The organism is Microvirga sp. Mcv34 (assembly GCF_024519725.1).
Taxonomy (GTDB): domain Bacteria; phylum Pseudomonadota; class Alphaproteobacteria; order Rhizobiales; family Beijerinckiaceae; genus Microvirga.
On record NZ_JALJRK010000027.1, the window covers coordinates 64617 to 71665 of the forward strand.

A 7049-nucleotide genomic window follows, 5' to 3' on the forward strand; every position below is an offset into this window, starting at 1 on the left:
ATAATGCCCTCCCCCTTACCAGCTGGACTTCACGAGGCCCGGAATCAGGCCCTTGTTGCCCAGTTCGCGCAGAGCGATACGCGACATGCCGAGCTTGCGATAATAGGCGCGCGGGCGCCCCGTGATCTCGCAACGGTTGCGGATACGGGTCTTGCTCGCATTGCGCGGCAGCTCGGCGAGCTTGAGGCGCGCCTCGAAGCGCTCCTCCATGGACTTCGACTCGTCGTTGGCGACCGCCAGGAGGCGCTCGCGGCGGCCGGCGAACTTCTTCACCAGCTCCCGACGATGCTTGTTCTTCTCAATAGCGCTTTTCTTAGCCATGCTTTTATCTCCAGTGTCCGCGTTTGAGGACAGCTATCCTCACTGCCGGAACGGGAAGTTGAAGTGACGCAGCAGGGCGCGGGCTTCTTCGTCGGTCTTCGCCGTGGTGGTGATGACGACGTCCATGCCCCAAACCTGCTCGACCCTGTCGTAATTGATCTCAGGGAACACCAGGTGCTCCTTGATACCCATTGCGTAGTTGCCGCGGCCGTCGAACGACTTGGGGTTGAGACCCCGGAAGTCACGAACGCGGGGAAGAGCGACGGTCACGAGACGGTCAAGGAACTCGTACATGCGAGCCTTGCGCAGCGTAACCTTGGCACCGATCGGCATGCCCTCGCGGACCTTGAACTGCGAGATAGCCTTGCGGGCCTTCGTAATCACCGGCTTCTGGCCGGCGATGAGAGCGAGATCGCCAGCCGCGACCGAAGCTTTCTTCGAGTCGGCGGTCGATTCGCCAACGCCCATGTTGAGGACGATCTTCTCGATCGTCGGCACTTCCATGGGGTTCTTGTAGCCGAATTCTTCAATGAGCTTCGGACGCACCACTTCCTCGTAGTGCTTCTTCAGCCGCGGCGTGTAGCCGTCCACCTGAGCCTTAGCCATCGATCAGGTCTCCCGAACGCTTGGCGAAACGAACCTTGCGGCCGTCTTCGAGAACTTTGAAACCAACCCGGGTCGGCTTGCCGTCCTTCGGGTCCGCGTAGGCCAGGTTCGACAGGTGGATGGCAGCCTCTTTCGAGATGATGCCGCCCTCGGCATTTGCCGTCTGGCGCTGGTGGCGCTTCACAAGGTTCACGCCACGGACGACCGCGCGCTCTTCCTTCGGGAGCACCTGCACGACTTCACCGGTCTTGCCCTTGTCGCGACCGGTCAGGACAACGACCTTGTCGCCCTTCTTGATCTTCGCGGCCATTAGAGCACCTCCGGCGCAAGCGAAATGATTTTCATGTGGTTCTTGGCACGCAGTTCACGCGGAACGGGGCCGAAGATACGAGTGCCCACCGGTTCCTTCTGATTGTTGATCAGAACGGCGGCATTGCGGTCGAAACGGATGACCGAACCGTCGGCGCGACGGATGTCCTTGGCGGTGCGCACGACGACCGCCTTCATGACGTCGCCCTTCTTCACGCGGCCGCGCGGGATAGCTTCTTTCACGGATACGACGATGATATCGCCCACGGAAGCGTACTTACGCTTCGAACCGCCGAGAACCTTGATGCACATCACGCGACGCGCGCCGGAATTGTCGGCGACGTCAAGATTCGTCTGCATCTGGATCATGGCTTTGATCCTTTCCTTTGTTTCAGACAGGTTTCCGGGACAAGGCAGGATTGCCCCCCGGACTACGCCTGACGGGGATCTGACGTCCCCTGCCCTTCAAATGTCGAGAGAGGCGGCCGTATACACGAACCGCCCCCATTCGGCAACCCCAAAACGAAAGGCCTTAGGCCTTCGCTTCGTTGACGAGCACCCAGGTCTTGAGTTTGGAGAACGGCTTGGTCTCTTCGATCGAGACCGTGTCGCCCACCTTGGCAGTGTTGTTCTCGTCGTGGGCGTGGTAGTTCTTCGTCTTACGCACGGTCTTCTTCAGAACCGGGTGCGTGAAACGACGTTCCACCTTCACGACGACCGTCTTGTCCTGCTTATCGCTGACAACGACGCCCTGCAAAACGCGCTTCGGCATCTTGATTTCCTCTTAAGCCTTAGCCGCAGCGGCCTTCTGGCGCTGCAGCGTCTTGACGCGGGCGATGTCCCGGCGGACCTCACGGACGCGTCCGGTGTTTTCGAGCTGACCCGTAGCACGCTGGAAGCGGAGGTTGAACTGCTCCTTCTTCAGGTTCAGCAGCTCGTCCGACAGCTGGTCCTTCGACATCGCGTTGAGGTCGGAGGCTCTCTGCTTAGATTTCATGATCCCCTCCTTACTCGGCAATGCGCTGGATGAAGCGCGTCTTGATCGGAAGCTTGGCAGCGCCGAGACGGAGCGCCTCACGGGCGATATCCTCCGGCACGCCGTCGATCTCGAACATGATACGGCCAGGCTTTACCTTGGCTGCCCAGAATTCGGGAGCGCCCTTACCCTTACCCATACGCACTTCGGTCGGCTTCGACGACACCGGCACGTCCGGGAAAATGCGGATCCACACCCGACCCGCGCGCTTCATGGCGCGGGTGATGGCGCGGCGAGCCGCTTCGATCTGACGAGCGTTGACGCGCTCGGGTTCCATCGCCTTCAGGCCGAACTGGCCGAAGTTGAGGTCCGTACCGCCCTTCGCAGTGCCGGAAATACGGCCCTTGAACTGCTTACGGAACTTGGTTTTCTTCGGTTGCAACATGGCAAACCTCTCCTGACCTCTCGGTTACGCCGCTTGCTCGCGGCGGCCACCGGAGCGGCCTCCTTCGTCGTTCATCCGCTTGTCCTGGGCCATCGGATCGTGCTCGAGGATTTCGCCCTTGAAGATCCAGACCTTGATGCCGCAGGTGCCATAGGTCGTGAAGGCCGTGGACGTTCCGTAATCCACATCCGCACGCAGGGTGTGCAGCGGAACGCGGCCCTCGCGGTACCATTCCAGGCGGGCGATTTCAGCGCCACCCAGACGGCCCGAGCAGTTGATACGGATGCCCTCGGCGCCCAGACGCATCGCCGACTGAACGGCGCGCTTCATGGCGCGGCGGAAAGCGACACGGCGCTCGAGCTGCTGAGCGATCGAATCGGCCACCAGCGTCGCGTCGACTTCCGGCTTGCGGACTTCGACGATGTTGATCGCCACATCGGCGTCCGTCATCTTCGAAACGAGCTTGCGCAGCTTCTCGATGTCGGCGCCCTTCTTGCCGATCACCACGCCCGGACGACCCGAGTGGATGGTGACCCGGCACTTCTTGTGCGGGCGTTCGATCACGATCTTCGAGACGGCGGCCTGCTTCAGCTGCTTCATGAGAGCTTCGCGGATCGCCATGTCCTCATGCATCAGCTTGGCGTACTCGCCCTTGCCGGCGAACCAGCGCGAGTCCCAGGTCCGGTTGATGCCGAGCCGAAGACCGATCGGGTTGATTTTCTGACCCATCTGGTTCTCCTTTATGCCTGTTCGGCAACTTCCCGAACCACGATCGTGAGGTTCGAGAACGGCTTCATGATACGAGCACCCCGGCCACGGGCCCGAGCGTGGAAGCGCTTCATGACGAGCGCCTTGCCGACATAGGCCTGGCTGACGACGAGATCGTCCACATCGAGGTTGTGGTTGTTCTCGGCGTTGGCAATGGCGCTCTCGAGGCACTTCTTCACGTCACGCGCGATGCGCTTGCGGGAGAACTCGAGATCGGCGAGAGCCGCAGAAACCTTCTTGCCGCGGATGAGGGCCGCAACAAGGTTGAGCTTCTGGGGGCTGACGCGCAGCATGCGAGCGACGGCTTGAGCCTCGGTGTCGCTCAGTGCGCGAGGAGTCGCGGCCTTACCCATCTTACTTCCTCTTCGCCTTCTTGTCCGCCGCGTGGCCGTGGAAAGTGCGGGTCGGCGAGAACTCGCCGAACTTGTGACCCACCATTTCCTCGTTCACGGAGACGGGAATGTGCTTCTGACCGTTGTAGACCCCAAAGGTGAGGCCCACGAACTGCGGGAGGATCGTGGAGCGGCGGCTCCAGATCTTGATAACCTCGTTGCGGCCCGAGGAACGGGCAGCCTCGGCCTTCTTGAGGAGGTAGCCGTCGACGAACGGGCCCTTCCAAAGCGAACGTGCCATGACGTGCCTCTATCCTTACTTCTTCCGAGCGTGACGGCTCGACACGATGAACTTGTCGGTCCGCTTGTTCGAACGGGTTTTCTTGCCCTTGGTCGGTACGCCCCACGGGGACACCGGATGACGACCACCGGAGGTACGGCCCTCACCACCACCGTGCGGGTGGTCGATCGGGTTCATGGCGACGCCGCGGTTGTGCGGACGCTTGCCGAGCCAGCGGTTACGACCAGCCTTACCGATCGAGGTGTTCATGTGGTCCGGGTTCGACACCGCGCCGACGCTGGCGAAGCAGAGGCCATGGACCAGGCGCTGCTCACCGGAGTTCAGGCGGACCGTCACGTAGCCCTGGTCACGACCCACGATCTGAGCATAGGTGCCGGCGGAACGGGCGAGAGCGCCGCCCTTGCCGATCTTCAGCTCGACGTTGTGGATGATCGTTCCCACCGGCATGTTGCCGATCGGCATCGCGTTGCCCGGCTTAATGTCGACCTGCTCGCCAGCCGACACCTGATCGCCGACAGCAAGACGCTGCGGGGCCAGGATGTAGGACTGCTCGCCGTCGGCGTAGCGGATCAGCGCGATGAAGGCGGTGCGGTTCGGATCATACTCGATCCGCTCCACAGTCGCCGCATCGCCCAGACGGGCGCGACGCTTGAAGTCGACCAGGCGCAGGGTGCGCTTGTGACCACCACCGCGGAAGCGCGCGGTCACTCGACCCAGGTTGTTACGGCCGCCGGAGGAGCTCTTGCCCTCCGTCAGCTTCTTGACCGGCTTGCCCTTGTAGAGCTCGCTGCGGTCGACGATCACCAGCTGGCGCAGGCCGGGGGTGATCGGTTTGAATGTTTTCAAAGCCATCGGATCACTCTCTCAACCGATCAGAGGCCCGTCGTGACGTCGATGGTCTGGCCCTCAACGAGGGTTACGACCGCCTTCTTCACGTCCGACCGCTGGCCGCGGGTGCCGCGGAACATCTTCACCTTGCCCTTGGTAACGAGCGTGTTGACGCTCTTCACCTTGACATCGAACAGCTTCTCCACCGCTTCCTTGATCTGCGGCTTCGTCGCATCCGGACGCACCTTGAAGACGACCTTGTTCTGTTCGGACAGGGTCGTGGCCTTCTCGGTGATGACCGGGCTTACGATCACATCGTAATGGCGCGGGTCCAGGCTCATTTGAAACGCGCCTCCAGCGCATCGACAGCCGACTTCGTGAGAACGAGCTTCTCGCGACGCAGGATGTCATAGACGTTGATGCCCTGCACCGGCAGGACGTCGATGTTCGGGATGTTGCGAGCAGCCCGCTGGAAGTTCGTCTCGATCTCAGCGCCGCCGATGATCAGGGCGTTGCCGAGGCCGAGCTTGCCGAAGCGCTCGATGAGAGCCTTCGTCTTGGGCTCGGAGAGCTTCACGTCGTCGATCACGACGAGCGAAGAATCCTTGGCCTTGGACGAGAGCGCGTGCTTCAGGGCGAGAGCGCGAACCTTCTTGGGCAGATCGTGAGCATGGCTGCGGACCTGCGGGCCGAAGGCACGACCGCCGCCCCGGAACTGGGGAGCGCTCGCGGCGCCGTGGCGGGCGCTGCCGGTGCCCTTCTGCTTATAGACCTTCTTCGTCGTCCGGTCGATGGCCGAACGGTTCTTGACGGCGTGCGTGCCGGCCTGGCGCTTTGCAAGCTGCCAGCGGACGCAACGGGCCAGAAGATCGGCGCGCGGCTCGAGACCGAAGATGGTCTCGTTCAGGTCGACCGAACCGGCTTTGGCGCCTTCGAGCGTGGTGATATCAAGCTTCATCACGCGTTCTCCTCTTGGGCCTGCTCAGCCTGGGCGGCCGGCGCAGCATCGTTGGCCGAGCGGAATGCGCCGGGCATCGGCACTTCCTTCGGCAGCTTGCGCTTCACCGCATCGCGGACGAAGATCCAGCCGCCGGCGACACCGGGAACGGCGCCTTCGACGAGGATCAGACCGCGCTCGACATCGGTCGACACGACACGCAGGTTCTGCGTGGTGACGCGCTCGACACCCAGGTGACCCGGCATCTTCTTGTTCTTGAACGTCTTGCCCGGATCCTGGCGGCCACCGGTCGAACCGATCGAGCGGTGGGAGACCGACACGCCGTGCGTGGCGCGCAGTCCGCCGAAGTTCCAGCGCTTCATGCCGCCCGCGAAGCCCTTACCGGTCGTGATGCCCGTGACATCCACGAACTGCCCGGCAATGAAGTGATCAGCGGTGATCTCGGCGCCCACCGGGATGACAGCATCCTCGGAGACGCGGAATTCCGCGAGCTTGCGCTTCGGCTCGACCTGGGCGACGGCGAAACTTCCGCGCTCGGCCTTCGAAACATTCTTCACCTTGGCTTTGCCGACGCCGACCTGCAGCGCGGTGTAGCCGTTCTTCTCTTTGGTCCGGTGGGCGACGACCTGGCAGCTGTCGACCTTCAGAACCGTGACCGGGACATGCTCGCCTGCATCCGTGAAGATGCGGGTCATCCCGACTTTCTGTGCAATGACGCCTGAGCGCATGTGCGTATCCTCTCGGCGTGTCTACCGAAAGCTCAAAGCCCGAAGGCTCAGAGCTTGATTTCCACGTCCACACCAGCAGCGAGATCGAGCTTCATCAGAGCGTCAACCGTCTGCGGGGTGGGGTCCACGATATCGAGAACACGCTTGTGAGTGCGCATCTCGAACTGCTCGCGCGACTTCTTGTCGATGTGCGGCGAGCGAAGCACCGTAAAGCGCTCGATGCGCGTCGGCAGCGGGATGGGCCCGCGTACCTGAGCGCCGGTCCGCTTCGCGGTCGACACGATTTCGCGTGTCGAAGCGTCGAGGATCCTGTGGTCGAACGCCTTAAGACGAATACGAATGTTTTGACCGTTCATGGCTTATCCATTCAACAAGGGAAGCGACCGAGCCGAAACCCGGCCGCTGTCCTTTGATCCTCTCAAATTAATCCATCACGGAAGCGACGACGCCGGCGCCGACGGTACGGCCGCCTTCACG

General features: G+C 62.2%; 15 protein-coding genes. All 15 read right to left on the reverse strand.

The annotated features are described in order from the left end of the window. Nucleotides 1-15 precede the first annotated feature (15 nt). Nucleotides 16-321 carry a 30S ribosomal protein S14 gene (gene rpsN, locus OC446_RS15705; RefSeq protein ID WP_036358373.1) on the reverse strand — a complete coding sequence of 102 codons (306 nt, stop codon included), beginning with the start codon at nt 319-321 and terminating at the stop codon, nt 16-18. Between the two features lie 39 nt (nt 322-360). Beyond that, complete coding sequence (gene rplE / locus OC446_RS15710) at nt 361-927, reverse strand: 50S ribosomal protein L5 (RefSeq protein WP_262029962.1); 567 nt, start codon at nt 925-927, stop codon at nt 361-363. Beyond that, nucleotides 920-1237 carry a 50S ribosomal protein L24 gene (gene rplX / locus OC446_RS15715; RefSeq protein WP_009764310.1) on the reverse strand — a complete coding sequence of 106 codons (318 nt, stop codon included), beginning with the start codon at nt 1235-1237 and terminating at the stop codon, nt 920-922. The genes rplE and rplX overlap by 8 nt, the downstream gene beginning before the upstream one ends. After that, complete coding sequence (gene rplN, locus OC446_RS15720) at nt 1237-1605, reverse strand: 50S ribosomal protein L14 (protein WP_009764309.1); 369 nt, start codon at nt 1603-1605, stop codon at nt 1237-1239. Before rplN ends, rplX begins: the two co-directional genes overlap by 1 nt. A gap of 163 nt (nt 1606-1768) precedes the next feature. Continuing rightward, nucleotides 1769-2008 carry a 30S ribosomal protein S17 gene (rpsQ, locus tag OC446_RS15725; protein WP_262029963.1) on the reverse strand — a complete coding sequence of 80 codons (240 nt, stop codon included), beginning with the start codon at nt 2006-2008 and terminating at the stop codon, nt 1769-1771. 12 nt (nt 2009-2020) lie between these two features. After that, the gene (rpmC, locus tag OC446_RS15730; RefSeq protein ID WP_036358360.1) at nt 2021-2233 is read right to left on the reverse strand and encodes a 50S ribosomal protein L29; all 213 of its coding nucleotides are present in this window, start codon (nt 2231-2233) and stop codon (nt 2021-2023) included. Between the two features lie 10 nt (nt 2234-2243). Then, complete coding sequence (rplP, locus tag OC446_RS15735; RefSeq protein ID WP_036352973.1) at nt 2244-2657, reverse strand: 50S ribosomal protein L16; 414 nt, start codon at nt 2655-2657, stop codon at nt 2244-2246. Between the two features lie 24 nt (nt 2658-2681). Continuing rightward, nucleotides 2682-3386 carry a 30S ribosomal protein S3 gene (gene rpsC / locus OC446_RS15740; protein WP_009764305.1) on the reverse strand — a complete coding sequence of 235 codons (705 nt, stop codon included), beginning with the start codon at nt 3384-3386 and terminating at the stop codon, nt 2682-2684. Between the two features lie 11 nt (nt 3387-3397). Further along, nucleotides 3398-3778, reverse strand: a complete 381-nt coding sequence (rplV, locus tag OC446_RS15745) for a 50S ribosomal protein L22 (RefSeq protein ID WP_009764304.1) — start codon at nt 3776-3778, stop codon at nt 3398-3400. Between the two features lies 1 nt (nt 3779). Next, nucleotides 3780-4058 carry a 30S ribosomal protein S19 gene (gene rpsS / locus OC446_RS15750; protein ID WP_009764303.1) on the reverse strand — a complete coding sequence of 93 codons (279 nt, stop codon included), beginning with the start codon at nt 4056-4058 and terminating at the stop codon, nt 3780-3782. Nucleotides 4059-4073: 15 nt separating this feature from the next. Next, a complete protein-coding gene (rplB, locus tag OC446_RS15755; RefSeq protein WP_262029964.1) occupies nt 4074-4910 on the reverse strand; it encodes a 50S ribosomal protein L2 in 837 nt (278 codons plus the stop codon). Nucleotides 4911-4930: 20 nt separating this feature from the next. Next, nucleotides 4931-5227 carry a 50S ribosomal protein L23 gene (locus OC446_RS15760; protein WP_009764301.1) on the reverse strand — a complete coding sequence of 99 codons (297 nt, stop codon included), beginning with the start codon at nt 5225-5227 and terminating at the stop codon, nt 4931-4933. Next, a complete protein-coding gene (gene rplD, locus OC446_RS15765; protein ID WP_262029965.1) occupies nt 5224-5844 on the reverse strand; it encodes a 50S ribosomal protein L4 in 621 nt (206 codons plus the stop codon). Before rplD ends, OC446_RS15760 begins: the two co-directional genes overlap by 4 nt. Continuing rightward, complete coding sequence (gene rplC, locus OC446_RS15770; RefSeq protein WP_262029966.1) at nt 5844-6572, reverse strand: 50S ribosomal protein L3; 729 nt, start codon at nt 6570-6572, stop codon at nt 5844-5846. The genes rplD and rplC overlap by 1 nt, the downstream gene beginning before the upstream one ends. Before the next feature lie 47 nt (nt 6573-6619). Then, nucleotides 6620-6928, reverse strand: a complete 309-nt coding sequence (gene rpsJ, locus OC446_RS15775; protein ID WP_009764298.1) for a 30S ribosomal protein S10 — start codon at nt 6926-6928, stop codon at nt 6620-6622. Nucleotides 6929-7049 lie beyond the last annotated feature (121 nt).